General features: G+C 62.9%; 23 protein-coding genes. 9 read left to right on the top strand and 14 right to left on the bottom strand.

What is annotated here, in order from left to right; translation table 11 throughout:
- Positions 1-45: 45 nt before the first annotated feature.
- A complete protein-coding gene (locus FA90_RS18820) occupies positions 46-324 on the top strand; it encodes a hypothetical protein (RefSeq protein WP_036176330.1) in 279 nt (92 codons plus the stop codon).
- A 656-nt stretch (positions 325-980) separates the two neighbouring features.
- On the opposite strand, the gene FA90_RS18815 is transcribed toward FA90_RS18820, so the two are convergent.
- From FA90_RS18815 to FA90_RS18790, 6 genes are all read right to left on the bottom strand, one after another.
- Positions 981-1,580, bottom strand: coding sequence for a chalcone isomerase family protein (locus FA90_RS18815; protein ID WP_239700825.1), 600 nt, complete (start codon positions 1,578-1,580; stop codon positions 981-983).
- A gap of 205 nt (positions 1,581-1,785) precedes the next feature.
- A complete protein-coding gene (locus FA90_RS25170) occupies positions 1,786-2,331 on the bottom strand; it encodes a DUF1003 domain-containing protein (protein ID WP_051971912.1) in 546 nt (181 codons plus the stop codon).
- A 103-nt stretch (positions 2,332-2,434) separates the two neighbouring features.
- Positions 2,435-2,698: a YfhL family 4Fe-4S dicluster ferredoxin gene (locus tag FA90_RS18805; protein WP_036171411.1), complete on the bottom strand. Its 264-nt coding sequence runs from the start codon at positions 2,696-2,698 to the stop codon at positions 2,435-2,437.
- A gap of 25 nt (positions 2,699-2,723) precedes the next feature.
- Positions 2,724-3,224: a pantetheine-phosphate adenylyltransferase gene (gene coaD, locus FA90_RS18800; protein WP_036171409.1), complete on the bottom strand. Its 501-nt coding sequence runs from the start codon at positions 3,222-3,224 to the stop codon at positions 2,724-2,726.
- A gap of 173 nt (positions 3,225-3,397) precedes the next feature.
- The gene (gene rsmD, locus FA90_RS18795; RefSeq protein WP_036171406.1) at positions 3,398-4,072 is read right to left on the bottom strand and encodes a 16S rRNA (guanine(966)-N(2))-methyltransferase RsmD; all 675 of its coding nucleotides are present in this window, start codon (positions 4,070-4,072) and stop codon (positions 3,398-3,400) included.
- Positions 4,073-4,134: 62 nt separating this feature from the next.
- Positions 4,135-5,031 carry a DUF6279 family lipoprotein gene (locus FA90_RS18790; protein WP_051971911.1) on the bottom strand — a complete coding sequence of 299 codons (897 nt, stop codon included), beginning with the start codon at positions 5,029-5,031 and terminating at the stop codon, positions 4,135-4,137.
- Positions 5,032-5,067: 36 nt separating this feature from the next.
- Here FA90_RS18790 and glmU point away from each other — a divergent pair, with 36 nt between their 5' ends.
- Complete coding sequence (glmU, locus tag FA90_RS18785) at positions 5,068-6,444, top strand: bifunctional UDP-N-acetylglucosamine diphosphorylase/glucosamine-1-phosphate N-acetyltransferase GlmU (RefSeq protein WP_036171403.1); 1,377 nt, start codon at positions 5,068-5,070, stop codon at positions 6,442-6,444.
- 445 nt (positions 6,445-6,889) lie between these two features.
- On the opposite strand, the gene FA90_RS18780 is transcribed toward glmU, so the two are convergent.
- A complete protein-coding gene (locus FA90_RS18780) occupies positions 6,890-7,363 on the bottom strand; it encodes an Lrp/AsnC family transcriptional regulator (RefSeq protein ID WP_036171400.1) in 474 nt (157 codons plus the stop codon).
- Between the two features lie 150 nt (positions 7,364-7,513).
- Between FA90_RS18780 and glmS the strand changes: the two genes are divergently transcribed.
- Positions 7,514-9,343: a glutamine--fructose-6-phosphate transaminase (isomerizing) gene (gene glmS / locus FA90_RS18775; RefSeq protein WP_036171397.1), complete on the top strand. Its 1,830-nt coding sequence runs from the start codon at positions 7,514-7,516 to the stop codon at positions 9,341-9,343.
- Between the two features lie 126 nt (positions 9,344-9,469).
- On the opposite strand, the gene FA90_RS18770 is transcribed toward glmS, so the two are convergent.
- Together FA90_RS18770 and FA90_RS18765 are read right to left on the bottom strand one after the other, a co-directional pair.
- Positions 9,470-10,618: a GNAT family N-acetyltransferase gene (locus FA90_RS18770; protein WP_036171394.1), complete on the bottom strand. Its 1,149-nt coding sequence runs from the start codon at positions 10,616-10,618 to the stop codon at positions 9,470-9,472.
- 53 nt (positions 10,619-10,671) lie between these two features.
- Entirely contained in the window at positions 10,672-12,141 is a 1,470-nt protein-coding gene (locus FA90_RS18765; protein ID WP_197065328.1) for a tyrosinase family protein, read from the bottom strand.
- Positions 12,142-12,391: 250 nt separating this feature from the next.
- On the opposite strand from FA90_RS18765, the gene FA90_RS18760 reads away from it, so the two are divergent.
- Positions 12,392-13,096: an MOSC domain-containing protein gene (locus FA90_RS18760; protein WP_036171387.1), complete on the top strand. Its 705-nt coding sequence runs from the start codon at positions 12,392-12,394 to the stop codon at positions 13,094-13,096.
- Here the strand turns inward: FA90_RS18760 and tssG are convergent.
- The 3 genes from tssG to tssE are packed head-to-tail and all read right to left on the bottom strand — an operon-like array spanning position 13,075 to position 16,480.
- The gene (gene tssG, locus FA90_RS18755) at positions 13,075-14,154 is read right to left on the bottom strand and encodes a type VI secretion system baseplate subunit TssG (protein WP_036176318.1); all 1,080 of its coding nucleotides are present in this window, start codon (positions 14,152-14,154) and stop codon (positions 13,075-13,077) included. The genes FA90_RS18760 and tssG overlap by 22 nt on opposite strands.
- The gene (gene tssF, locus FA90_RS18750) at positions 14,118-15,983 is read right to left on the bottom strand and encodes a type VI secretion system baseplate subunit TssF (protein WP_036171385.1); all 1,866 of its coding nucleotides are present in this window, start codon (positions 15,981-15,983) and stop codon (positions 14,118-14,120) included. The genes tssG and tssF overlap by 37 nt, the downstream gene beginning before the upstream one ends.
- 2 nt (positions 15,984-15,985) lie before the next feature.
- Positions 15,986-16,480 (bottom strand): type VI secretion system baseplate subunit TssE, encoded by a 495-nt coding sequence (gene tssE / locus FA90_RS18745; RefSeq protein ID WP_036171383.1) that lies wholly within the window; start codon positions 16,478-16,480, stop codon positions 15,986-15,988.
- A gap of 220 nt (positions 16,481-16,700) precedes the next feature.
- Between tssE and tssK the strand changes: the two genes are divergently transcribed.
- Both tssK and FA90_RS18735 read left to right on the top strand, forming a co-directional pair.
- Complete coding sequence (gene tssK, locus FA90_RS18740) at positions 16,701-18,041, top strand: type VI secretion system baseplate subunit TssK (protein ID WP_036171379.1); 1,341 nt, start codon at positions 16,701-16,703, stop codon at positions 18,039-18,041.
- 56 nt (positions 18,042-18,097) lie between these two features.
- Positions 18,098-19,447, top strand: a complete 1,350-nt coding sequence (locus FA90_RS18735; RefSeq protein WP_156116770.1) for a hypothetical protein — start codon at positions 18,098-18,100, stop codon at positions 19,445-19,447.
- On the opposite strand, the gene FA90_RS18730 is transcribed toward FA90_RS18735, so the two are convergent.
- Complete coding sequence (locus tag FA90_RS18730; RefSeq protein ID WP_036171373.1) at positions 19,410-20,222, bottom strand: TOBE domain-containing protein; 813 nt, start codon at positions 20,220-20,222, stop codon at positions 19,410-19,412. The two genes, FA90_RS18735 and FA90_RS18730, sit on opposite strands and share 38 nt — an antisense overlap.
- A gap of 119 nt (positions 20,223-20,341) precedes the next feature.
- Here FA90_RS18730 and modA point away from each other — a divergent pair, with 119 nt between their 5' ends.
- Genes modA through modC form a run of 3 tightly spaced genes read left to right on the top strand, consistent with a single transcriptional unit; the run spans position 20,342 to position 22,892 of the window.
- Positions 20,342-21,097 (top strand): molybdate ABC transporter substrate-binding protein, encoded by a 756-nt coding sequence (gene modA / locus FA90_RS18725; protein ID WP_036171370.1) that lies wholly within the window; start codon positions 20,342-20,344, stop codon positions 21,095-21,097.
- 2 nt (positions 21,098-21,099) lie between these two features.
- Positions 21,100-21,783: a molybdate ABC transporter permease subunit gene (gene modB, locus FA90_RS18720; protein ID WP_036171367.1), complete on the top strand. Its 684-nt coding sequence runs from the start codon at positions 21,100-21,102 to the stop codon at positions 21,781-21,783.
- Positions 21,780-22,892, top strand: coding sequence for a molybdenum ABC transporter ATP-binding protein (gene modC, locus FA90_RS18715; RefSeq protein ID WP_036171365.1), 1,113 nt, complete (start codon positions 21,780-21,782; stop codon positions 22,890-22,892). The genes modB and modC overlap by 4 nt, the downstream gene beginning before the upstream one ends.
- A 24-nt stretch (positions 22,893-22,916) precedes the next feature.
- On the opposite strand, the gene FA90_RS18710 is transcribed toward modC, so the two are convergent.
- Positions 22,917-23,603 carry a beta/gamma crystallin-related protein gene (locus FA90_RS18710; RefSeq protein ID WP_036171362.1) on the bottom strand — a complete coding sequence of 229 codons (687 nt, stop codon included), beginning with the start codon at positions 23,601-23,603 and terminating at the stop codon, positions 22,917-22,919.
- Positions 23,604-23,622 lie beyond the last annotated feature (19 nt).

Genomic DNA, 23,622 nt, shown 5'->3' with positions numbered 1-23,622 from the left:
GTTGCGTTGCACTACAGTTACGGTGAACTCATCGCTGACAAGATCATGTCCTTTTCTTCTACCCTCCTCCAGCTCCCGGTGACGGCCGTGCCGTTCAGCCAGCTGGTGCTCGTCATGGCGCAGCTGACCCTGCTGGCCGGCGTGCTGATGTTCTTCCGCCCGTTGCTGGTCGGCATCGCCCGTGCGCTGGTGCTGGTGGTGCGTCCGCGTCCGACCAAGGACGAGCTGGCTGCCCGCCGCAAGCTGCGCGCCGCCAAGCTGGCCGCGCAAACGGCGCAGGTTTCAAACAGCGTCGACGCCCGTACGATGGCATCGCGGGTTTGAGCCCCCACAGAATCAACGCTTAACGCTTTCACACGAGGCTTCCTCCTCGAAAACGGCGTCCGGTTTCTCGGGCGCCGTTTTTTTTCGCCCAAAGGCCAAGCCGTCGATCGCTTGACGCCGCTCGCGCCGCGCTTTGTCGCCCTCCCTCCTGTTTCGTCCGCTCGGAACGCCGCCAGCCCGGGATCTCACCCATTCTTTCACTCGACCCCTGCAACTTCTGGTCACATGGATTTTGTGCCTTTTTTTGCTGTTTTTATTTAACAATAAGTCGATACAGGACATGCTGATCAAAAAATCGACGATGCAATATTGTGAGTTATGTCTACACGTTACGGGAATTTATACGATATAGATGAGCTATGCTCACATATTGACCAGTCGAGATTTACTGTGCGGAATGGATGAGTTATCGCCAGGATGTGTTCAGATAATGCGCAGATGGCGCTATATTCAATGAAGAAAGTGCGTTTCATGTTAAGTAACGCACGTATGATAACTTTCAGTCAGTGTCGAAAAAATCGATCGAGTGATGCGCCGGCGATGTCGCCAATGCGCATGCTGGGTGACCTCATCCAGAAAAAACGACGGCATGCAGTCAAAAATCCAGGCGAAAAAAAACGCGGCACTCGGCCGCGTCGTTTGGGGGGATAACAGGCTTATTTGACGTCGCCCAGCAGCGCCGGCTTGAGCGAACGGTCGACCGGCCTGTCACCTATCCAGATGCGCAGGATCGCGTTATAAAAATTGAGGTCCGGGATGGGGCCGCCCAGCTTTTTGCCGTTCAATTCGGCTTGGGTGCCGGTACCGGGAATCCAGTCCAGGTGCAGGACATCACCTTTCTTGAGGCCGTTGACACTGGCGAACAGCTCGCCCATCCTGCCGATCTGGGACACGATGCGCTGCTTTTCGTTCTTGTCGACGTTATCGTTCAAGCCTTCCATGAAAGCCTTGCCGAAATCCTCGGACGAGACATCGCGCGCCATCTGGATCGTCACGCGGCGTGGGCCTTCTTCCTTGAGAATGTCGGCCGTGTTGTTTTTCTTGTCGGGCACGTACAAGCCGGCGGCATAAACCTTGACAACGAATTTGGTGCGCATGCCGGCGCCGTTCAGTTTGAGCTCTTTGCCGGCCACCTGGGCGGTATCGTCGAATTTGTAGCCGCTGACGTCGACCGATGCTATGGCCGGCAGGCTGACCGCCATGGCCAGCGCAGCGCCCGCCAACAAGCCACGGATCTTGGATGGCGTTGAAATCATGGAGTTCTCCTCAGGAATTAATATTATAGGGATCGAATAGTGCGTTCATTGTGCCTCTCAGCATTGAATAGCATGAGCGTGCTTATTTAGTGCAAACCAATGAGCACCGAATAATTCCATAATCCTTATGTGCGATTATTTCAACGCTGTGGCCATATGTCGAGCCGCCCTGATGCTGGGCGCATCCGACAGAGCTTGCGTCGATTCAGCAGGAAGGATCTTGCTCGCGCTCGATTGCACTCAGTACGGCCCTGGGATCGGCTGGTTTGGCCAGCTCGTCCGCTTCGCGGTCGGTCTTGGTGTCGACGTTTGGCAAGTCATGACGCAATTCTTCGAGCAAGGCGATAATTTTGCTGCACTTTTCGTCGGTCAGCAGATTGACTTGCAGGTCGAGGTGGGCATGGTGGTCAGCGAGTTTCGACATCCGGTTCTGGCGGATCAGGACTGTGGTCGAAATGATGAAGGCGTTCAAACTGATAATGCCCTGTAGCCAGAAGAAGGGTGGGTCGTCGATGCGCTTATGGCCGAGGTCGGGCATCAGCAGGTTGAGCGCGATCCACAACACGATGAAAATGATGTTCACCGCAACATAGCCCGGGCTGCCCAGGATGCCAGCCGTCTTTTCGACAAAACGCTGGGTCGCAGATAAATGCTCAGAATGGCGAGCGGAAAATTCGGCGATGGTGCCGATGTTCGCGCTGACCGAAGGAGGCAACTCCGTGCGCAGATCGTTGTAGGCTGGCTCGCTCATGAAACCAGCATACCACGGCCTTTATATATTCCGTTTACACGCAATGAATAGCGGCTCGGACGCTTGCCGAGCGGACAGGGGCTGCGAGGGACTAGGGAAGCTGTCAGGCGGCCTTGGCCTTGTCGGCGCTCAGGCGCTCGTATTTCGCTTGCAACTGGTCGCGCGTTTCGCGCCACTCCGGGTTGAACGGAATGCAGGACACCGGGCACACCTGCTGGCACTGCGGTTCGTCGAAATGGCCGACGCACTCGGTGCATTTTTGCGGATCGATCTGGTAATACTCCGCGCCCATCGAGATGGCGTCGTTCGGGCACTCGGGCTCGCACACGTCGCAATTAATGCAGTCGTCGGTAATCAGCAAAGCCATTGGATAACTCGAGTGATAACTTGGGTTAAGCCTTCGGCGCAGCGGTCATGGCGGCGATTTTATTTTGCAGCCAGCGGTTGACCGATGGGAAGACGAATTTCGACACGTCGCCGCCCAGCATCGCGATTTCGCGCACGATGGTGCCCGAGATGAACTGGTACTGATCGGACGGGGTCAGGAACAGGGTTTCGACGTCGGGCAGCAGATAGCGGTTCATGCCCGCCATCTGGAACTCGTATTCGAAGTCGGACACGGCGCGCAGGCCGCGCACGATCACCCGGGCGTCGTTCTGGCGCACGAAATCCTTGAGCAGGCCGGAAAAGCTCTCGACCTTCACGTTCGGATAATGGCCCAGCACTTCCTTGGCAATATCTAGGCGTTCGTCGAGGGAGAAGAACGGACGCTTGTTCTTGCTGTCGGCAACCCCGACCACCAGGGTGTCGAACAGACCCGATGCGCGACGCACCAAATCCTCGTGGCCGCGGGTCAGCGGATCGAAAGTTCCTGGATAAACGGCTACAACCATTGCGACTCCCTGGAGAATGCACCTGAATAGACGCGCATTATGCCTGAAATTTCGGCAGCTGCCCCCTATAGGGCAGGTTTTGCCCGGTTTCGCGCGGGTTTTGCCCTGCTTTTGCCCGGCTTCTGCACATTAACCGGGCACGTGCCGAGCCAAACGCTGTACCTGCAGCCGGCTTATCGTAATTTCAACAAGGTGTAATGCACCATGCCGGCCTTGTCAGAGCGGATCGGCTGCCACGGCGCCAGCCAGTCCGGCGGGCCCGACACGTTGGATGCGTCGGAGGCGTCGGACGTGTCCGACGCCTCGTCGTCGCCAAACGGCAGCACTGCACCCGACTCGGCGTAGACCAGGCCGCCCGGCGCGAGCAGGCCGGCGCACAGCGGCAGCGCCTGGCTCAGGAAATCCTGTTGATAAGGCGGATCCAGGAAGATCAGGCCGAAGCGCTGGCCACGCTGCGCCAGGTCGCGCGCGAGCGCGAGCGCGTCCGCGCGCAGCACCGATACCGTGTCGGCCTTCAGTTTTTGTTTGTTCGTTTCGAGCTGGCGCACCACGGGAAAAAAGCTGTCGACCATGGTGACGCTGCGCGCGCCGCGGCTGGCCGCTTCGAAGCCGAGCGCGCCGCTACCGGCGAACAGGTCGAGGCAATCGACTTGCGCCCAGGCGCCGGGCAGCTGGTGATTGATCCAGTTGAATACGGTTTCGCGCACGCGGTCGGGCGTCGGGCGCAGTCCGAGGGCGTCGAGCACCGGCAGCGGGGTGCGTTTCCAGGCGCCGCCGATGATGCGCACTTGCTGTGGCGGCCCGGGACGGCGTGGATAAGAGGGAGGAGCGGACTTCTTCTTTTGCATGGCCGGACTATAGCACGCGTTGTCCGAGCCGCGTGCCGTCCTTCGCTGCGCTGACAATCCGTCTATTTATTAGCGGCGAGCGCGTTGAAATCGTTGATCCAGCCTTGCATGCGTTGCTGTGCATGGGCTTTCTGGTCCGGCGTGGTGATGCGGATCGCCGACAGGATGAACTTCGAGGTGCTGTCGACATAAGCATCGAAGAATGCCTTGCGGTCCGGCGCCTCCATGCGGTCGAAGAAATCACGCAGCAGGTCGTGAATCGCCGACATGGTCTGCTCCTTGTTCATCTTTTGCTGGTGAATGCGCTGCAGCAGCGCGATGATTTTCTTTTGCCGCAGCACGCGCTCCTGCATCCAGACGTCGTTGTCGAGCGGGCGCGCATCGGACGCCTTGCGCAATTGCGCTTCCTGCTCGCGGCTGAAACTGCCGAACCACAGATTCAGCTGCTCCATCGCCTTTTTATAGCGCGCGTTTTTCTGGTCTTCGACACTGCCGCTCATGAAATCGCGGCGGAATTTGTCATTGTTCTTGGCGAACTTCTTTTCCATTTGTTCGATCTGGTCCGGCTTGATCGACATGGCCAGGTCCGCCAGCTGAGGCAGCGCCTTGAACGCTAGCAACTCGGTACGCGTCTTGATGTCGCGGTAGTCGGACAGCAGCTCATCCTGCGTCACGTTGCCGTCGGCCAACTGGCGCTGCATCTTGGCCAGCAAGCCGGCATAGTCGCGCAGCTGGGTGCTGCGGTGCCATTGGAACAGATTATCGATATCTTTCTTGACCCAGTCGGTCTGGTCGCTGTCGAGATCGAGATATGCGTTCAACCACCAGTACAGCAGCGTGTCACCGTGGTTGTATGTCAGGCGGATCGCGCTGCAGCCAGCGATCAGCACCATCATGGCGACCAGCAGCATCATGCGTGCGCGCTGGAACAGGGTTTGGGGCGTGTTAAACTTTTTCATATTTTTCCAACGACAAACTTTACTTGAGAACGGCTTATGAACGTAGTCATCCTCGCCGCCGGCATGGGCAAACGTATGCAATCCGCCCTGCCAAAGGTTTTGCATCCCTTGGCTGGCAAGCCGCTGTTGCGTCACGTTATCGATACGGCTCGCAGCCTGAGTCCGAAGAAATTATGCGTGATTTATGGGCATGGGGGCGCAGCGGTGCCGAGTGCGGTTCAAGCCTGGAGCGCCGAGGGTGAAGTCGCGATCGACACCGCCCTGCAGCAGCCGCAGCTGGGCACCGGGCACGCCGTGATCCAGGCACTGCCGCACATCGACGCGCAGGCGCCGACCCTGGTGCTGTACGGCGACGTCCCGCTGACCACGGGCGCCAGCCTGCAGCGCCTGATCGAAGCGGCCGGCGACGACAAGCTGGCGATCCTGACCGTGGTGCAGGACAATCCTTTCGGCCTGGGCCGCATCGTGCGCGAGAACGGCAACATCGTGCGCATCGTCGAAGAAAAGGATGCCGATGAGGCCCAGCGCGCCATCAAGGAAATCAACAGCGGCATCATGGTGATCCCGACCCGCTACCTGGACGGCTGGCTCAACGGCCTGCAAAACAACAATGCCCAGGGCGAGTACTACCTGACCGACATCGTGGCCCAGGCCGTTGCCGCCGGCGTGCCGGTGGTGTCGGCGCAGCCATCGGCAGAATGGGAAGTGGCGGGCGTGAACAGCAAGGTGCAGCTGGCCGAGCTCGAGCGCCGTCACCAGCTCAACATCGCGACCAGCCTGTTGGAGAAGGGCGTGACCCTGTTCGATCCGGCGCGCATCGACGTGCGCGGCGAGCTGGTCTGCGGGCGCGACGTCACCATCGACGTCGGCTGCGTGTTCGAAGGGCGCGTGGTGCTGGGCGAAGGCGTGACCATCGGCGCGCACTGCGTGCTGGTCAACACCGAAGTCGCGGCCGGGGCCCAGATCAAACCGTTCTGCCACCTGGAAGACGCGATCGTCGGCGACAAATCTCAGATCGGCCCTTACGCGCGCCTGCGCCCGGGCACCAGCTTGGGCGAAGATGTTCACATCGGCAACTTCGTCGAAGTCAAGAACAGCAAGATCGCCGCGCACAGCAAGGCCAACCACCTGTCCTATGTCGGCGATGCCGATGTCGGCTCGCGCGTCAACATCGGCGCCGGCACCATCACCTGCAATTACGATGGCGCCAACAAATCCCGCACCACGATCGAGGACGAGGCCTTCATCGGCAGCGACACCCAGCTGGTGGCGCCGGTCACCGTGGGTAAAGGCGCGACGCTGGGCGCCGGCACCACGCTGACCAAGGATGCGCCGGCCGGCAAGCTGACCATCTCGCGGCCGAAGCAGATCACGGTCGAGGGCTGGAAGCGCCCGGTCAAGGTCAAGAAATAAACTTATCCACTGTTTATACAAGGCAGGTCCACAGCAAAGCCACAGGATATCCCTAGGATAAACACAGGCTGATCCACCGGCTTTGCACAGCCCGTTCAACACGCTGTCCACAGAGTCATCCACAGGCCCGCACGGTCAACCGGCGGGCCTGTTGTCTTGTGGAGATGACTCTGTTGCATGGCGTGTCGCTACTGTGCTTGAACTTATCCACAGTGCAACCTGTGCTTCCGGACCTGATGACCCGGTTAGATCATGTTCCTGACGCAAGGCTGAGGAGACGTCGTCAGGCACGGTTCAGTACCTCGGGAACTTTCTAGGCTGCTTGTCCACAGCATGGTGTGGATGACCTGTGCATGACTTCGCTCTTGCTGTCCGCCCGTCAATCCAGGCTTATCCACATTATTCACAGGCCCCTGTGGATGACCTGTGATTTTGTAAACCCGGACTACACCGCAATGCGCGTCTCGAACTTGCTGCGGAAGGTCGAAAAATACGCTTTGACGTTGCGCACATTGCTGTGCGTCGTGAACAGGCGGTGCGCCAGGGCGTGGTAAGCAGGCATGTCCGCCACCTGCACCACCAGCACGAAGTCCGGCCCGGGCGAGACACGGTAGCACTGCAGTACGGCCGGCTCGGCCGCCACGATGCGCTCGAATTCCGCCATCCGGTCGGCGGCCTGGACATCGAGCGTGATCTCGACGATGGCAGTCAGTTTTACGCCGACCTTCTCCGGTGCGACGATCGCAACTTGCCGTTCGATAACACCAATGTCCGTCAGCTGCTTGACTCGGCGCAGGCAAGTTGGTGGCGAAACGTGTACCAATTCCGCTAACTCGGCATTGGTATGCGTGGCATCAATCTGTAATGCGTTCAGGATGCGACGATCAAGATCGTCCAATAGATCGCTTGGATTTGGCATATTTGAAAAAAATTCGACGAAGTATGAAAGAATATTTCTCTTCTAAGCAGGTATGAAATAATCTATCAAAATAAGGCGCGCACAGAAAGCATATTTCACGCCTTATGATCTACATTAGTGATATTAATCAACTTTTATTGGAGCCTTACCATGTGTGGTATCGTCGGAGCAGTAGCCCAGCGTAACATTACCCCTATCCTGCTCGAAGGTCTGAAGCGTCTCGAGTACCGTGGCTACGATTCCTGCGGCGTTGCACTGCACGTGGATGGGCATCTGGCGCGTTCGCGCAGCACCTCGCGCGTGGCCGACCTCGAAGCGCAGATCCAGGAAACGCATTTGCAGGGTTTCACGGGCATCGCCCATACCCGCTGGGCCACCCACGGCGCCCCGGCCACCCGCAACGCGCACCCGCACTTCTCGCCAAGCGAAGACAATGCCCGCATCGCGCTGGTGCATAACGGCATCATCGAAAACCATGACGAGCTGCGCAGCGAACTGACCGAACTCGGCTACGTGTTCCAGAGCCAGACCGATACCGAAGTCATCGCCCACCTCGTGGACCACATGTACGACGGCGACTTGTTCGCCACCGTGCAGCAGGCCGTCAAGCGCCTGCATGGCGCCTACGCGATCGCCGTGTTCTGCCGCGAAGAGCCGCATCGCGTCGTCGCCGCACGCCAGGGTTCGCCGCTGATCGTCGGCATCGGCAAAGGTGAAAATTTCGTCGCGTCCGACGCGATGGCGCTGGCCGGTACCACCGACCAGATCATTTATCTGGAAGAAGGCGACGTGGTCGACCTGCAACTGGCGCGCGTCTGGATCGTCGACGCCGACGGCCGTCCGGTCGAGCGCGAGGTCAAGACCGTGCACGCGCACACCGGCGCCGCCGAGCTGGGCCCATACCGCCACTACATGCAGAAGGAAATCTTCGAGCAGCCGCGCGTGGTCGGCGACACGCTGGAAGGCGTCACCGGCATCATGCCGGAACTGTTCGGCGACCAGGCCTACCGCGTGTTCAAGGAAATCGACCGCGTGCTGATCCTGGCCTGCGGCACCAGCTACTACGCCGGCCTGACCGCCAAGTACTGGATCGAATCGGTGGCGAAAATCCCGGTCAACGTCGAAATCGCCAGCGAATACCGTTATCGCGACAGTGTGCCGAACCCGCAGACGCTGGTCGTGACGATTTCGCAGTCGGGCGAAACCGCCGATACCCTGGCCGCTTTGAAACACGCGCGCAGCCTGGGCATGCACCACACCCTCACCATCTGCAACGTCTCGACCAGCGCCATGGTGCGCGAGTGCAAACTGGCCTACATCACGCGCGCTGGCGTCGAAGTCGGCGTCGCCTCGACCAAGGCCTTCACCACGCAGCTGGCCGCGCTATTCCTGCTGACGCTGACGCTGGCGCAAGTCAACGGCCGCCTGGACGACGAGCAGGAAGCGAACTACCTGAAGCAGATGCGCCACCTGCCGGTCGCACTGAGCTCGGTGCTGGCGCTCGAGCCGCAAGTCATCGCCTGGGCCGAGGAATTCGCACGCAAGGAAAACGCGCTGTTCCTGGGCCGCGGCATCCACTACCCGATCGCGCTGGAAGGCGCCTTGAAACTCAAGGAAATCTCGTACATCCACGCCGAAGCCTATCCGGCGGGCGAGCTGAAGCACGGCCCACTGGCGCTGGTGACCGAAGAGATGCCGGTCGTGACCATCGCCCCGAACGATGCGCTGCTGGAAAAGCTGAAGTCGAACATGCAGGAAGTGCGCGCCCGCGGCGGCCAGTTGTACGTGTTCGCCGACGTCGACACCCACATCACCTCGGGTGACGGCCTGCACGTGATCCGCCTGCCGGAACACTACGGTCTGCTGTCGCCAATCCTGCACGTCGCTGCGTTGCAGCTGCTGGCTTACCACACTGCGCTGGCGCGCGGCACCGACGTCGACAAGCCGCGCAACCTGGCGAAGTCGGTGACGGTGGAGTAAGTCCCTTGAGGGGAATCGGGCCGTTCGTTTCTGCTTGTAATCCGTTTCCGCCAGGTATCTAAGGTGCCGGCCTGAGTTTTCAGGCCGGCATTTTTTCAGTAGCTCCCGCCGCGCCATCAGTGCGAATCAGCTGGCAGGTCGAAAGTTCGAGCGCTTGATCGTTCGCATGACCTTGACGATCCGGCCCAGCAGGGAGGGCATCAAACCGCTGCGTTGCGTATTTTCCAGCAGCATCTGCTTTTGCTTCTCAACGAAATTATTGCGTGCATTTCTAAAGACACGATGGCAATGCAGGTAATACTGCATACGCGACCGGTAGATATCCAGGTTGGCCAAATCGCGCTGTACGCCGAGCAGCTTGAATTTGTACGGGTTACGTCCCCACAGCAGATGCGCCTCCTTCGCCCCACGCTCGATCTGTTCCTTGATGGCGAGATAGCAGCACAGCATGCCCAGGCTGTATTTTGCAAATCGCGGGTCGTAGCCGTTCAGATGCGAAAAATAATGGTCCCCAAGACGAAAGCTCAAACTGCCGCCGCATACTTTACCGTCGAGCAGGGCAACCACCAGCATGCCATGGGTCTTTGCCCGCTCGATCATCCACTCAGCGTCTTCGGGCGTTACGCCGAATTTGATGCGTTTTTCGTCGATGTTAACTTTCTTTAACTCGATGAGGTCTGACACATGCTGTTCAGCGATTGCCTGGTTCTCATAGGTTTCGAACGAAAACGCGGGAAAGTCGGCGCAAATCGATTTCATCTGGTGCCGGATGTTGTGGCGCAATTTGGAACCCAGGCGGGACAGATAGGCCTCGGGAGTTTCAGGCAAACTCACCACGATATCCTCGGCCTGCCCGTATTGTTGCCAAGGCAGCGACAGCGTTCCGATGTCCTTGCCGATCTTGGAAAACGAGACCCGCGAGACCGAAGGAAAGCGGCTGAACATGGCCTTTGCGAACCGTTCGATTTCTTCCGCCGCAAGCTGCATCATTTCATTGAACACCACGATGCTGCTGTTCTCACGCTCGAACAAGAAAACCGCCAGCGCCTGCTCGCCCCGGCGCGCGACATAGGCGTGAGCATGCCGCGCCCTGCGCGCAACGGCATGGTGGCAAAGCGAGGAATTCATGTGCTGGTACAACCGCACCAGCTCGTCGTCGAGTGACGGCGGCACGACGTCGTAGCATGAAATCGAGATCTCATGCGGCGACGCCTGATCACGCGGCGGCTGTACGGCCGGGTATTCAGGTTCAATGATAGCGGAACCATTCGACATGAAATTCACCCTAAAATGAGGATGCAGCCGCCATTTCGATGCAGATTGCCTGACTACGGATCCTGTTCCTCGGTCGAGGTTTCCAGCCGCACTTCGCCAAGCCCGATGACGCCGCCTTTGGGACTCTGGTCCCCACTGACCCGTACAAACCAAACCGACATGGCGCCGGATCGCGATGACGCCTTGTCGAAGGCGCTGCGGTCGATTCGGTAGCGCAACTGCACAGGGCCGCCGCCATGATGATGCGCCGCCCCATTGATCTTGAACGGGCCCAGTGTGCCGATGAGGATGGTTCTCGACCTGCTTGCGGCGGCCGTCGCTACGGGGATGCTCAGGACCACTTGGTAGTAATATCCTCCTGCTTTTCCGATTTCGCTGACTTCGACGTCGTCAAGGACGAGTTCGATGGAGCGGTAGCGTTTTGGATTGCCGGGCAAAAGCGCCGTACTGCCGGTCGCGATCTGCGCCAGGGTCTGCGTACTTTCCGTGCTGACCGGCAACTGGACACTGATCGAGCGCTCATCGAGCCCGACGTCGAACGCGCCGCCGAGCGCGAACGTCTGTTCGCTGGTCTGGCGTGGCGGAGACAACCGGAACGCGCCGACCGCCGGCAGCACTGCGCGCAGGTCTTCCGGCGTGGCCTGCACGCGATGCACGTCCGCAGGCGTCAGCTGTGCCAACGGCAACTTGCTCGGAAGCGATTCGCTCTGGTAGCTGTATGCCAGCGTCGTGCGCGTGCTGTAGGTCGATGATCGCGCCATCGTCAGCGAGCTCATGTACGTGTGCGATCCGGACCAGTACGTGTTGGTCAGCGCCGGCATCTTGCGCCCGCCGCCGGCATTGACCCAGGCCACCCACAATCTGTCGACATTCGCATGGTGCAGCCAGAAGATCGGGTCGGTCGGCGACTGCAAATCGGCCATCCAGCTGCCGATGATGTCATGCACCGGGTTATGCGGCGCGCCTTCGAAACTCGGTTCGAAGGCCTTGGATGTACCTCTGGGAAAATTGATGAGCGTCGAAGAGAATGGCGCCATCGTCAACGCTTGGCGGACGTTGGTATTGACACGCTGGATATACAGCGGATTGCCGCCGTTGGGGTTGGTGAACTCGGCCGGTAATGCCGGGTTGGTATAGTAATCCCAGTAGGGCAGAACAAGTTTGGTATCGCCGGACACGCTGCGCAATTGCCGTTCGAAGTAATACAGGTAACCGCGATGCCAGGCCAGAAAATAGGGCGCCGAATGTGGACATTGGTACAAGTGGATATTGGTCCAGTACGACCAGCTCCTGGGGTCGTTGGCATTGGTATTGGCCTTCATTAACTTGACCGCCTTGATGAACGAGTCGTAGCGCGGCGTCGTCTTGAACGACTGCCATTCGGGACGCACCGTCAAGGTGGTTTGGCCAAATACTGTCGGTGCGATCGTGGAAGCTCCCAATAACAGCGCCGAGCGTTGCATGAAGTTTCTTCTACTCACTTCAACATGCGTCATCATCAGCTCCCTGGAAAGCTTGTGCATTCGATGGCTGCGCGTTTGCGTATCGCATCCAGTCATGGCCGATTTGTCTGACGCTGGCGCATACCCGCAATGCATCACCACCTTATTCCCCGAAGCCCTAACTGGGTTTGATAAATCTGATACCTGAATCGGATTATCTAAAGGCAATCAATTTTGTTGTATAAATCCCCCGGCAGCGCGATACGAGCGCAGGCAGGTAAACTAAGTCTCGAGTCCAATCGCTAACCGACGTATCCAACTAACACTTTCGATGAATATCGGACGTATCATCGCCCTCTCCATCCGCCCTCAGGGCGCCGCGGCGCCGCAGCGGCTCGACGCGGTCGATGCCATTGCCGGCAGCGGCCTGGCGCATGACGGGCATGCCGATCCCTCGTCGCCGCGCCAAGTGCTGCTTGCCGATGCCGGCACATATTCGCAACTTGAGCTGCCAGAACACACGCTGCGCGAAAACCTGCTGCTCGACGTCGACACGGCGCAACTGCGTTCCGGCACCGTGCTGCATATCGGCGATGACGTGCTGCTGCGCTTGATGTTTCAGTGCGAAGCTTGTGGACAACTCGACCGTTATCGACAGGGTCTGGCGCGTGCACTCGGGCCGCGCCGCGGCATGCTGGCGCGCGTGCTCAAAGGCGGTGTGATCCGGGAAGGCGATGCGGTGCGCGTTAGCGGGATCTGCTTGCCGGCCTGGTCCGACGATTGGCGCGAACGCGTACGGCGTGTGCTGAATGCGGCGCCGCCGGATGCCGTGGTCGAGTACGCCCAGCTGGCGCGGCTGGCCGGGGTGCAGTCCAGTTATTGCCGGGCATTTCCGCGCATGCTGGCCAAGCTCGGACCCGGGTATGCGAGAAAGGCGGTGGCGCGGCAGGCGCCGCCGTCACTGGTGCGCTGGAACGGCAACGGCTTGTTCGACGATGCACCGGCGCAGTCGATTCAGCCAAGCGCGATCTCGTAGCGCACGTCACGCCGGTCGTGCGTCTGCGGTGCGTCAACCAGGTAGGCGTCCCAGCCGAGCCGGCCGGCCTGGTCGTCGCCGAGCGTGACGCTGCGCACGTCGGCGGCGCGCAGCACCAGCTCGATTTCGTATTCGAGCGTAAGACCGGTGAACAGGGACAGCAAGGTGCGCAGCGCGCTCGCCGCCGTGCCGCCCGGCAGGAAGGCGGCGAATCCGGGACCATCGAGCGGCCCGGCGATCAGGCGCAGGCGCAAATCCCGTTGCCAGACGCGCGCCCCGGTCAGTGCGGTCCGGCCCAGCGTGGCGCTCGGACTGCCGAGCGTGCTTTGCTGGGTTGGTGGCACCGCGTACCAGCTGCCGACGAATTGTTCGACCTCGACCGGCTGGCCAAAATAATCCGACAGCACGCGCGCGATCTGCACCGCGGACACCGGCCGATGCCGGATTGCCGCGGCAAAATACCCGATGGTTGCGTCCTGCAAACCACCCTCGCGCGCGCGCAGGCGCTTGCGCAAGGCCGGTTGACCGAGCCCGGCCAGGTGGAGCAGCAAGGGCAGAAAACCATCGTCGTTCTTGCCCTGGTAGTGCAGCTCCAGCCGATATTTTTTCCATGCCGCATAAAACTGTGCCAGCGATCGGTTCGACAGCGTGTCCAGGAAAGCGCGCGGGCCGGGGTCCTTGTGCTGCAGCTCGTGTTCGGCGATGCGTTCGGTGTAATGGACCGGCAGCACGCCAGTGCCGCTCAGCAAACCCATGAAGGCGGGCCGTACGCGGATCGCCTGTAGCGCCGACGATTGCACCGCGGCTGCCAGCGCTGGCGCGTCGTGGGCGATGTCGTGCGGCTCGGTGGCGATCGCTTCCAGCTGGCTGGCCGGAGAACCGAGCGAGGTCGAGTTTTCGAAGCGCAGGAAGCGCGGCGCCACGTCCTGTGCGGCCACGCCGCGGCGGCGCAGCCAGAGCTCGAGCACGCGCACCGCCTGGAAATAATCGAAGCGGTAGGGTTCGCGGAACAGGCACTCGATTACAGCAGGCTCAATTCGCCGCTTCGTGCTGTGCATGTGAATAAGGTCTCGCCGGATTTGTCGGAGACGATCGCCAGTTGGGTAAAACTATTGGCGTGCACCAACAGTGCAAGAAAACGCTCGAGTACGTGGGCGAACGCGTGGATGCCGCTGCCGATGAAGGCTTCCGCGTCGACCAGCAGGCGCACTTCGACACCGCGTACCAGGCAGGGAAACGGATTACCCGGCAGCCAGGCGCTGGCCGCGTGCTGGGTGACGTCCTTGATGGCGCCGATCTGGCGCTGCGACGACGGCGAGCCCGGCAGGTCGTACAAGGCCAGGGTCTCGCGCAGCGCGTCGGCGCCGCCGGCGGTCAAGGTCAGATGATTCAGCGACAAGTGCGATACCAGGCGCCAGTGCGCGTTGTAGCCGCGCTCGAAGCGGTAGGCGTGGGTCGGCTTGCGCAGGAAGCTGATAACGCGCGTGTTCGAGCCGCCGTCGAGGAACAGATCGCCGCCGCGCTGGCCATACGACAGCAGCGAGGGCAAATCGCGGTTGGTGCAGGTCAATTCGATGTTCAGTGTGCTGGTTTCGACATCGGCCGGGTCGAAGTCGATGTCGACGATGGTGATCTGGGTCTCGAAGCCGGGACTTTTATCGGCCAGCATGTCGTCGCGCCGCAAGGCCCAGTAATGGCCGCCGCGCTGGCGGTCGTGCCCATCGCCGCGCTCGGCGTTCTGGGCATGCTTGAGCGAATAAAACGGCTGGAATTCGACGATCGTTTCGCCCTGCGGCGTCTGGCGCACCAGGTTGACCGAGTCGATCGCGTACACCTCGTAGCCGTAGGCGCGGCGCGCATCGGCGAGCACCGGATAGCTGGCGCTGGTGTGGGTCAGGCGGATCGGCTCGCCGTGCTGGCGGAACAGGTTCACGACCGGTGTGCAGCCCAGCAGCACGTTATTCGGCGACAACGTGCCCAGCATGCGCGCGAGGTTGGAATCCGAGCGGATGCCGGACAAGGCCAGGTGCAGCGTCAGCGTGCGCGTGCGCGGCGGCAGGACGCCGGTAAGGGCAGCGAAATCGATGTCGAAGAAATTGAATTTTTCGGGAAAACAAAAGTATTCGGTGAGCAGGCGATAAGCCTGGTGCGAGCGCGATGGAAAATCGATCAGCGCGTCGTGGTCGCCGAAGCCGGCCGGGCTGACCGGAATCGCCTCGAGCGCCACCCAGCGGCCGTCGCGCTCGCTTTCAACGTGGGCCGACACCACGCGCATGAACAGCGCATCGCGCAGCGCCGCGCAGAACGAAGGTTCGCCGTCGATGAACACGCGCAGCCTGGGCAGCGCCAGGTCGCGCAGCGCGGGCTGCTCGGCGGTCATGGCGATCGTCAGGCTGATGGCGGCACTGGCGCCGGGCGGCAGGCGCACCGTGTCCGGCGGCTGGACGATGGCCGAAAAATGGGCGCCGACCAGGTCGAGCGGCGCCACCGTCACCGGGTACACGGTGCGGAACGTGCAGGCCGCGCCGCGCACCGGGCGCGTGTTCAGCTGCGTGCCGCGCGCGATCACGCCGGCCGTGGTCGGCTGCTGGGCGCTGCCGGGCTCGACGCGCGCGATCGAGCACGAGGGAAACGGCCGCAGATAGTGCGGATACAGCACTTCGAACAGCGCTTCGGTGAATTCCGGATAATCGTCGTCGAGCCGCTTGGCAATGCGCGCATTGAGCAGGGCAAACGATTCGATCATGCGCTCGATGTGCGGATCCTCGCACACTTCGCCGCTGATCAAGAGGCGGCCGGCAATCTTGGGATAGCGCTCGGCGAAGTCGCGCAGATGGCGGCGCAGGTAGCCGAGCTCTTGCTCATAATAAGGAAGTAATTGTTCCAAGCTCAGGCTCCCGCGTTCCCAGCCGCGGCCCGTCCGGCCTTGCTGATGCTGTAATGCAGGGAAGATGGTTGCAGGACCGCATCGAAGTTGACCGGTTCCTGCGAGGTGCTGGCGACCAGCAGGGCCGTGATCGAGAAATTCAGGCGGTTGACCATCTCGTCGCGGACGTCGAGCGATGCCTTGGCGTTGCGCAGCCTCGGCTCGTGACGCGCGATCGTTTGTTCCAGGCAGGCGCAGATGTAGGCGCGGTCGGCCGGGCTGGACAGCGAGCGGTCGGCGAAATCGTTGAGGCCATAGCTGACCACCGATTGCTCGCATTCCGGAAAGGGTTGCAAAGCATCCTCGTGCAAGGACGAGCGGGTGTTGAGCAGGGCCTCGAGGTCGCGCGCCACCGCATCCTTGAACTCTTCCAGCGACAGGCGCGAGACCGTGGCCCCGGTCGTGCGGACCGGGACGCCCAGCAGGCGGTCGAACAATCCAGGCGTGAAACCCTTCATCGCATCTCCCTTGTCTCGGTCGATTCGCGGCGTTTCGACCGCTTCGAAAGCAAAATATTTACATAGTCGTGGCCGAAAAAACAGTTCAGTTGGATGCTGTCCACTCATCCGTTGAGCGACCGCAAGCGTGGACATTGTTGCGGTACAAACGCCGAGCAGAAGGGCTAATGTTGGCCGCTGGCGCTGTCAAGATCGAGACCACCGATGGGAGGCAAGCGGCATGAGCGGCAAGATACTCTGGGGTGAAGGCCTGCTGTTGCGACCGCAACACTTTCAGCGCCAAGACCAGTACCACGAACAGCGCTTGCACAAGAATATTCACGCACTCCAGCCGTATGCCTGGGGCGTGGAGCGGCTGGAGGTCGACCGCGATGCGCTCGGCAGCAACGTGCTGCGCATCCTGGCGCTGTCGCTGCGCTTCCCGGACGGCGAATGGATCGATGCGCCCGGCGCCGACGAACTGCCGGCCAGCATCGACCTGAGCCAGCTGCCGCAGGGCCAGCAAAGCGTCACCTATTACGCCGCCCTGCCCGCCTTGAAACCGTTCGGCGGCAACGTCGCCCAGCCGGGCCAGGCCAACGGTACGCTGCGCTTCGCCCAGACCAGCCAGGACACGCCCGATCTCTACACCCAGGCCGCCCAGGTGCAGATGGCTTGCCTGGCGACGTCGATGCGGCTGGTGGCCGAGTTCGAGCCGCGCGACGCCTACCTGCACCTGCCGCTGCTGCGCCTGCGCCGCGCCGGGTCCGGCGGGTTCGATCTCGACACCGGCTTCGTGCCGCCCAGCCTGTCGGTGGGCGCGGCGCCGATGCTGTTCCTGCAGCTGCGCCGCCTGCTCGATGCGCTGCAAGCCAAGGTCAGCGCCCTGGTCGGCCACCAGCGCGAGCCGAGCCGTAACGTGATCGAATTCCGTTCCGGCGACATGGCCTCGTTCTGGCTGCTGCATGCCGCCAGCAGCGCCTGCGCCACGCTGGCGCATTACGCCCAGCACCCGGGCGCGCATCCGGAGCGGCTGTACGAGCAGCTGCTCGGGGTGGCCGGTTCCCTGATGACGTTTTCCAAGAGCTGGACGCTGTCCGACCTGCCGCCCTACCAGCACCAGGACCCCGGACCGGGCTTCACCAAGCTGCACGCGATCATCCGCGAGCTGCTCGACACCGTGATCTCGTCCAAGTACTTCGCCATCGTGCTCAGCGAAGTGCGGCCTTCGTATCACCATGGCATGCTCGACTCGGGCAAGATCGACGACAAGACCACGTTTTATATCGCCGTGTCGGCCGATCTGGCGGCGCTCGAGCTGGTCGATGCGGTGCCGCTGCGTTTCAAGGTCGGCGCGCCCGACGACGTCGAGAAATGCGTGCTGGCCGCCCTGCCCGGCGTGCGCCTGCAGTACACCCCGCAACTGCCGGCCGCGGTCCCGGTGCGGCCCGACACCTGTTATTTCATGCTCGATCCAAAGGGGCAGATGTACGAGCGCATGCTGCAGGCGCAGTCGATCTCGATCTACGTCCCGTCCGGCATCAAGGAATTGAAGCTCGAGCTGTTGGCGGTGGCGGCCTAGCCATGCAAGCCCCGTTCAACGCGCTGACGGGCATATCGGTCATCGCCTGGCTGCTCGTGCCGCTCGCTGTGCTGTTGGCCTTCCACGGCATGCGCCGCCTGGCGCTCCGGCCTGCCACCGGCGCAGCCTCGGCCGAGGTACCGGCTGCGCTGGCCCACCCTGCATCGGCTCCGCCGCGCGCGCCGGTGCTGGCCATGCTCGGCGCTGCGCTGCGCTTGCCACACGGCGCCTCACCCGAGCAATTGGCGGTGGCGCTGGCCGGTCAGCGCGCGCGCGTGGATCTCGATCCCGAGCTGATCGACGATGACGGCTTTCCGATCATCTCGGCGCGCAGCAAGCATGCCTGCGACGCGGTGTTACGGGACGACATCGCGGCCTGGCTGGCCGCGCAGGGCATGGCCGATCCGTGTTTCAGCGACGAGCAGTGGCGCGCCCTGACGCTGGCGACGCAAGTGACGGCCGAGCTGGCGCAGCAGGCCGCCGGCCTGTGGCTGGGCGCGGGCAAACCACAGCGCCTGCTGCGTTTGATTCCCCTGCTGCCGCCCGGGTGGGATGCCACGCAGCGGCGTGCGGTCAGTCAGTGGCTGGAGCATACGGTCACGCAAGCCGGCTGGCCACCGGCCCAGGTCGAGCTGGCCGACACCTTGTCCGCCGCCTCCGCCTCCGCCTCCACCGCAGCCAATGCCGACCCTGCCGTTGCCGCCAATCCGGACGCCGATGGCGCCAACCCCGTGACGGTGCTGAACCGGCTGGCGCATGAAGCGGTCCTGGTCAATGCTCCGATGAACGCGCTGGTAGTCGCGTGCGCATCCCACGTCGGCGCCCAGACCGTCGCGCACTGGCTGGCGCAAGACAGTTTATTCAGCGCCGAGCAGCCGCGCGGCCGGATTCCCGGTGAAGGCGCGGCCGGTCTCCTGCTTGCCGACCAGCGCCAGATGCATTCGATCGCCGGTACGCCGTTCGTCCGCCTCGAGGCGCTGCAGGAAACCCGCCGCGCCACCTCGGCCGATGCCGACGAGCGGGTCGATCCCAAGCCGCTCGCCGACCTGGTCCGGCACGCACTCGAGCATGCCCGTATCGCGCCCGCCGACATCGCCCTGGTCGTGGCCGACACCGGCCAGCGCTCGAACCGCGTGCTCGAATTGATGGCCGGTACGGCAGCGCTGTCGCAACTGGATACCGGCGACGATTTCGTGCGCATCGGCCTGGCCTGCGGCAATTGCGACGTCGTGGCGTTCATCGCCGCGCTGGCGCTGGCGCGGCATCATGCCCTCGGGTGCCTGGGTCCGGTGCTCTGCATCAGCAATGAAGATGCCTTCCGCCGCATCGTGACGGCGGTGCGGCCGGCGCAGGTGCAGGTGCATGAACTTACCCAGGGACCCCCACGATCACGCTCGACGCCTTGAACATGGCCGTGGCCGGCTTCCCCGGCGCCAGTTCGAGCATGGTCGCGCTGTCGTTGGTGATGACGGCCGCGACGCTGCCGCCACCCGCCAGGTCGATCACGACTTCGGTATTGACCGCACCCGGGGTCAGGCGCGCGATGGTGCCGCTGAGCTGGTTGCGCGCCGAAAAGCGGGCTGCGCCGGTGTCGGTGGCCAGGATCACCGACGACGACTTGATCAGCGCAAACGCCTGGCGGCCGGGCTGCAGGCCCAGGTGTTCGGTGCTGTCGCGCGTGACGATGGCGACGATGCGCTGGCCGCCGGCGATGTCGAGTTCGATCTCGTCGTTGACCGCACCGGATTGGATCCGGGTCACGGTGCCGAAGAACTGGTTGCGTGCGCTGGTTTTCATGTTGAGCCTGCTCATCAGGGTAAGGTCGTCGGCGATGCCGGCGGCGCGCTGGTTGAGTTGGGCGACGAAATCGCGGTGGACCTGGTCGATCAGACGGAAGTTCCTGACCAGTTGTTCGCCGCGCGCGGTCAGGCGCGTGCCGCCGCCGCCCTTGCCGCCGGTGAGGCGCTCGACCAGCGCTTCGCCGGCCAGGTTGTTCATCGCGTCGATCGCGTCCCAGGCGCCTTTGTAGCTCATGCCGATCGCCTTGGCGGCCTGGCTGATCGAGCCGGTCTCGGCGATCCTGGCCAACAGCTCGACCCGCCCGGGGCCGCCGAAGTTTTCGCCGCCGACTGTCATCCAGACCGTGCCCTGCAGCGCGATCGGCTTGTGTTGCGCATCCATGTCACTCTCCAGAAATCCAGTCCGGAAGCATAGCCCCAATCGGGCGCGGCCGGGCGGCGCTCATCGGCAGTTCGCTATATACTCGAATATATAACGCTCTGATGACCTTAGCCCCTATTATGGAAAGACACGTGCAACGCATTGCCGGCCTGCTGGCCATGATCGCCTGGACCGGCCTGGCGCAGGCCGATGAGGTCCAGGTCGCGGTGGCGGCCAATTTCACGGCGCCGATGCAAAGAATCGCCGCCCAGTTCGAGCACGACACCGGCCACAAGGCGGTGCTGGCGTTCGGCGCGACCGGCAAGTTTTATGCGCAGATCCAGAACGGCGCGCCGTTCGAGGTCTTGCTGGCGGCCGACGACGAGACGCCGGCCAAGCTCGAGCAGGCCGGCCAGACCGCGCGCGGCATCCGTTTTACGTATGCGATCGGCAAGCTGGTGCTATGGTCGGCCAAGGACGGCTACGTCGACCCGAACGGCGCCGTGCTCAGGGCGGGCCACTTCGCCCACCTGGCCATCGGCAACCCCAAGACCGCCCCGTACGGCGCGGCCGCGGTGGAAACGCTCAAGACACTGAACTTAATGGATCGTCTGCAGTCCAAACTGGTACAAGGCGAGAATATTTCGCAAGCCCAGCAATTCGTCAGCACCGGCAACGCCGAGCTCGGTTTCGTGGCGCTGTCCCAGGTCTGGCACGACGGTAAGCTGAGCAGCGGGTCGGCCTGGATCGTGCCGTCGAATCTGTACAGCCCGATCCGCCAGGACGCGGTCATCCTCAAGAAGGGCGAGGCCAATCCTGCCGCACGCGCACTCACCACTTACCTGCGGTCGGACAAGGCCAGGGCCATCATCCGCAGCTTCGGCTACGCGCTGTAAGCATGCTCGATGCCGCCGATGCCGCCACGATCTGGCTGACGTTCAAGCTGGCGCTGACCGTCACCGCCCTGCTGCTGGCGTTTGGCACGCCGCTCGCATGGTGGTTGGCGCGGTCGCGCGCGCGCCTGCGCCACGTCGTCAGCGCCATCGTCGCCTTGCCGCTGGTGCTGCCGCCGACGGTGCTGGGGTTTTATCTGCTGTTGATGCTCGGTCCGAACGGCTGGATCGGCAAGCTGACCGAGGCGCTCGGGCTGGGCTTGTTGCCGTTCACCTTCGCCGGACTGACGCTGGCGTCGGTGTGTTATTCGCTGCCTTTCGTGGTGCAGCCGCTGCAGAATGCCTTCGAGGCGATCGGCGAGCGTCCGCTGGAAGCGGCGGCCACGCTCGGCGCCGGACCGTGGGACCGCTTCTGGTCGGTGGCGGTGCCGCTGGCGCGGCCGGGCTTCCTGTCGGCGGCCGTGCTCGGCTTTGCGCACACGGTCGGCGAATTCGGGATCGTGCTGATGATCGGCGGGAACATCCCCGGCCAGACGCGCATGCTGTCGGTGCTGATCTACGACCACGTCGAGGCGATGGAATACGCGCAGGCGCACTGGCTGGCCGGCGGCATGCTGGCGTTCAGCTTCCTGGTGCTGCTGGCGCTGTATTCGCTGTACCCGCAGGCGATCCGGGGACGTGCGGCATGACGGCCCGGGCGCCCGACACGCTGCGCGCACGCTTTCGCATCGAGCGCGGCGGCGGTGCAGACAATGAAGGCGGTTTCACGGTCGACGTCGAGCTGGACCTGCCCGGACGCGGCATCAGCGCCCTGTTCGGCCATTCCGGCTCGGGCAAGACGACCTGCCTGCGCGCCATCGCCGGCCTCGAGCGAGCGCCGGGCGGCTACGTCGCGCTGGGCGACGAAGTCTGGCAAGACGAGGCCAGCGGCGTGTTCGTGCCGGTGCATAAACGATCGCTCGGCTACGTGTTCCAGGAAGCCAGCCTGTTCGCGCACTTGTCGGTGCGCGCCAACCTGGCGTTCGGCTACAAGCGCATCCCGGCCGCGCAGCGCCGCTTCCACGTCGACGAGGTCGCGCAATTGCTCGGCATCGACGCCCTGCTGGAACGCCGGCCGGACCGGCTGTCGGGCGGGGAGCGCCAGCGCGTGGCGATTGCACGGGCGCTGCTGGCGTCGCCACGTTTGCTGCTGATGGACGAGCCGCTGGCGGCGCTCGACCACCGCCGCAAGCAGGAGATTTTGCCGTATCTGGAACGCATGCACGACGCGCTGTCGATCCCGATCGTCTACGTCAGCCATGCGCCGGACGAGGTCGCGCGCCTAGCCGACCACCTGGTGCTGCTCGACGCCGGACGCGTGGTCGCCAGCGGCGCGCTCACGGAGACGCTGGCGCGCGCCGACTTGCCGCCGGTGTTCGCCGACGATGCCGGCGTGGTGCTGGACACGGTGCTTGCCGGCCACGAGCCGGACGCCTTGTCGCGCCTGGATTTCGATGGCGGCGTGCTGTACGTGGGACAGCGCAAGGAGGCGATCGGTACGCGCCTGCGCTGCCGCATCCATGCGCGCGACGTCAGCCTGGCGCTGGAACGGCCGCCGAGCTCCAGCATCGTCAACCTGCTGCCGGCCACCGTGACGGCGACCGTCGACACCGGCACGCCCGGCCACGTGCTGGTGCAGCTGCGCATGGGGGCGTCGCCGCTGCTGGCGCGCATCACGGCGCGCTCCCGGCGCGAACTGGACATCGCGCCGGGGCGCCAGGTCTGGGCCCAGATCAAGGGCGTGGCGCTGCTCAGCTAACCAGCAATGCGCCGATTAAAAGGCTCAGCGTACCCGGCGCATCGACGAAATGCGGTTGTTCATGCCTTCCAGGAAGGGGTAGCGACCCGGGCCGAACACCACACACTGGCCGCGGAAGTCGGCATGTTCGCAGAATTCCCAGCGGCCTTCGCGGATGACCAGCGACACCGCGCGGTCGTTGAAGCCGATCTGGTTCAAGGAACGCAGGTCGCCCGACACCGGCACGGCGGCGCCTTCGAAGCGCGGGGCCGAGAACAGCTCGACGGCCGGACCGCGGTGCTCTTCACGCCATTCTTCACGGCGCTCTTCGCGTTGCTCACGGCGCTCCTCGCGCTCCTCACGCCATTGCTCGCGGCGCTCGTCGCGTGCATCGCGGTCGTCCTGCCAACGGCCCGGCGGCCCGCCACGCGCTACTTCGCGCACCGACGACACCGAGTCATTCATGCCGGGCAGCCCGCGGTATTCGCCCGGTCCAAACTGGACGCAGCGGCCGCGGAAATCGCCGTCCGAGCACAGCTCCCATACGCCCGAGCGCACGATCAAGCTCGATACGCGGTCGTTGAAATCCATGCGGCGCAGGTCGCGCGCATCGCCCTGCAAGGTCACGCGTGCGCCGCGGAAGTCGCTGTCGGCAAACAAGGTCAATTCGCCGGCGACGGCGGCGTGGGTCAGGGTGGCCAGCACGGCGGCGGCGGCAAGCAGGCGTTTCATGTTCTCTCCAATCGGGGTC

This window comes from Massilia sp. 9096, assembly GCF_000745265.1.
Taxonomy (GTDB): domain Bacteria; phylum Pseudomonadota; class Gammaproteobacteria; order Burkholderiales; family Burkholderiaceae_D; genus Telluria.
This window is presented reverse-complemented; position numbering and strand designations above follow the sequence as displayed.

Excerpts from the sequence above, each read along its gene's own strand:
- FA90_RS18765 (WP_197065328.1), bottom strand. The coding sequence starts at position 12,141 with ATGCACAAGCTTTCCAGGGAGCTGATGATGACGCATGTTGAAGTGAGT.
- FA90_RS18780 (WP_036171400.1), bottom strand. The coding sequence starts at position 7,363 with ATGCCAAATCCAAGCGATCTATTGGACGATCTTGATCGTCGCATCCTG.
- tssG (WP_036176318.1), bottom strand. The coding sequence starts at position 14,154 with ATGCACAGCACGAAGCGGCGAATTGAGCCTGCTGTAATCGAGTGCCTG.
- FA90_RS18815 (WP_239700825.1), bottom strand. The coding sequence starts at position 1,580 with ATGATTTCAACGCCATCCAAGATCCGTGGCTTGTTGGCGGGCGCTGCG.
- FA90_RS18710 (WP_036171362.1), bottom strand. The coding sequence starts at position 23,603 with ATGAAACGCCTGCTTGCCGCCGCCGCCGTGCTGGCCACCCTGACCCAC.
- modB (WP_036171367.1), top strand. The coding sequence starts at position 21,100 with ATGCTCGATGCCGCCGATGCCGCCACGATCTGGCTGACGTTCAAGCTG.
- tssE (WP_036171383.1), bottom strand. The coding sequence starts at position 16,480 with ATGAAGGGTTTCACGCCTGGATTGTTCGACCGCCTGCTGGGCGTCCCG.
- glmU (WP_036171403.1), top strand. The coding sequence starts at position 5,068 with ATGAACGTAGTCATCCTCGCCGCCGGCATGGGCAAACGTATGCAATCC.
- rsmD (WP_036171406.1), bottom strand. The coding sequence starts at position 4,072 with ATGCAAAAGAAGAAGTCCGCTCCTCCCTCTTATCCACGCCGTCCCGGG.
- glmS (WP_036171397.1), top strand. The coding sequence starts at position 7,514 with ATGTGTGGTATCGTCGGAGCAGTAGCCCAGCGTAACATTACCCCTATC.
- FA90_RS18790 (WP_051971911.1), bottom strand. The coding sequence starts at position 5,031 with ATGAAAAAGTTTAACACGCCCCAAACCCTGTTCCAGCGCGCACGCATG.
- FA90_RS18820 (WP_036176330.1), top strand. The coding sequence starts at position 46 with ATGTCCTTTTCTTCTACCCTCCTCCAGCTCCCGGTGACGGCCGTGCCG.
- modC (WP_036171365.1), top strand. The coding sequence starts at position 21,780 with ATGACGGCCCGGGCGCCCGACACGCTGCGCGCACGCTTTCGCATCGAG.
- FA90_RS25170 (WP_051971912.1), bottom strand. The coding sequence starts at position 2,331 with ATGAGCGAGCCAGCCTACAACGATCTGCGCACGGAGTTGCCTCCTTCG.
- FA90_RS18770 (WP_036171394.1), bottom strand. The coding sequence starts at position 10,618 with ATGTCGAATGGTTCCGCTATCATTGAACCTGAATACCCGGCCGTACAG.
- tssK (WP_036171379.1), top strand. The coding sequence starts at position 16,701 with ATGAGCGGCAAGATACTCTGGGGTGAAGGCCTGCTGTTGCGACCGCAA.
- FA90_RS18730 (WP_036171373.1), bottom strand. The coding sequence starts at position 20,222 with ATGGATGCGCAACACAAGCCGATCGCGCTGCAGGGCACGGTCTGGATG.
- FA90_RS18805 (WP_036171411.1), bottom strand. The coding sequence starts at position 2,698 with ATGGCTTTGCTGATTACCGACGACTGCATTAATTGCGACGTGTGCGAG.
- coaD (WP_036171409.1), bottom strand. The coding sequence starts at position 3,224 with ATGGTTGTAGCCGTTTATCCAGGAACTTTCGATCCGCTGACCCGCGGC.
- FA90_RS18760 (WP_036171387.1), top strand. The coding sequence starts at position 12,392 with ATGAATATCGGACGTATCATCGCCCTCTCCATCCGCCCTCAGGGCGCC.
- modA (WP_036171370.1), top strand. The coding sequence starts at position 20,342 with ATGGAAAGACACGTGCAACGCATTGCCGGCCTGCTGGCCATGATCGCC.